General features: G+C 58.0%; 1 protein-coding gene. It reads right to left on the bottom strand.

What is annotated here, in order from left to right; genetic code table 11:
• Positions 1-531, bottom strand: a 531-nt coding sequence (locus D5269_RS19095) for a hypothetical protein (protein ID WP_166545258.1), incomplete at both ends; no start/stop codon positions are given.

The raw sequence follows: 531 nt of genomic DNA, 5'->3' as shown, positions 1-531 counted from the left end.
TTTAAGGTGGTCCCTTTGGCGGCTTCATATTCCTCCGGGGACAGCGTTGCGTAGAGTTCCGCAAACTCCTTTGCCCAGGTGGGCTTGTTCTCGTCAAAAGCGTCTGACAGACCGCCCCAGCCCACATACCGGGAAAGGGTTTCCTGTTCTTCCGGCGTGGCCTGCCGTTTTTCAAACTCCAATTCTTTCAGGAGATTGATTGCGTCCATATTGGCCCGAAACTTTGCTTTCGGCCCTCCTTCGCCCAGGTGTATGTCGGTGATACGGAAGTTCCCGGCGGTCGGCTGGGGTGGGGTGGGTTCCGGTTTCTCTATGTGCAGGGTATGAATCTCCACATCATAGGGCAGGTGGTTCTGTTCGCCCGGATAACGGGTGACAGGGGTGGTAGTCATTCGCGGCGCTGGTTCCGGTGCGGGAGGATTCCCCAAATCCGGCTGTTTCTCTGCTGGCTGTTCCTTTAGCTGTGCCGGTTCGTGGGAGAATCCGTCCAGTTCCTGCTGGTAGAGGGCGCGGAGTGCGGCGGCAACCGGT

It is taken from the genome of Anaerotruncus sp. 1XD42-93, assembly GCF_009917605.1.
Lineage (GTDB): Bacteria > Bacillota > Clostridia > Oscillospirales > Ruminococcaceae > Anaerotruncus.
This window is presented reverse-complemented; position numbering and strand designations above follow the sequence as displayed.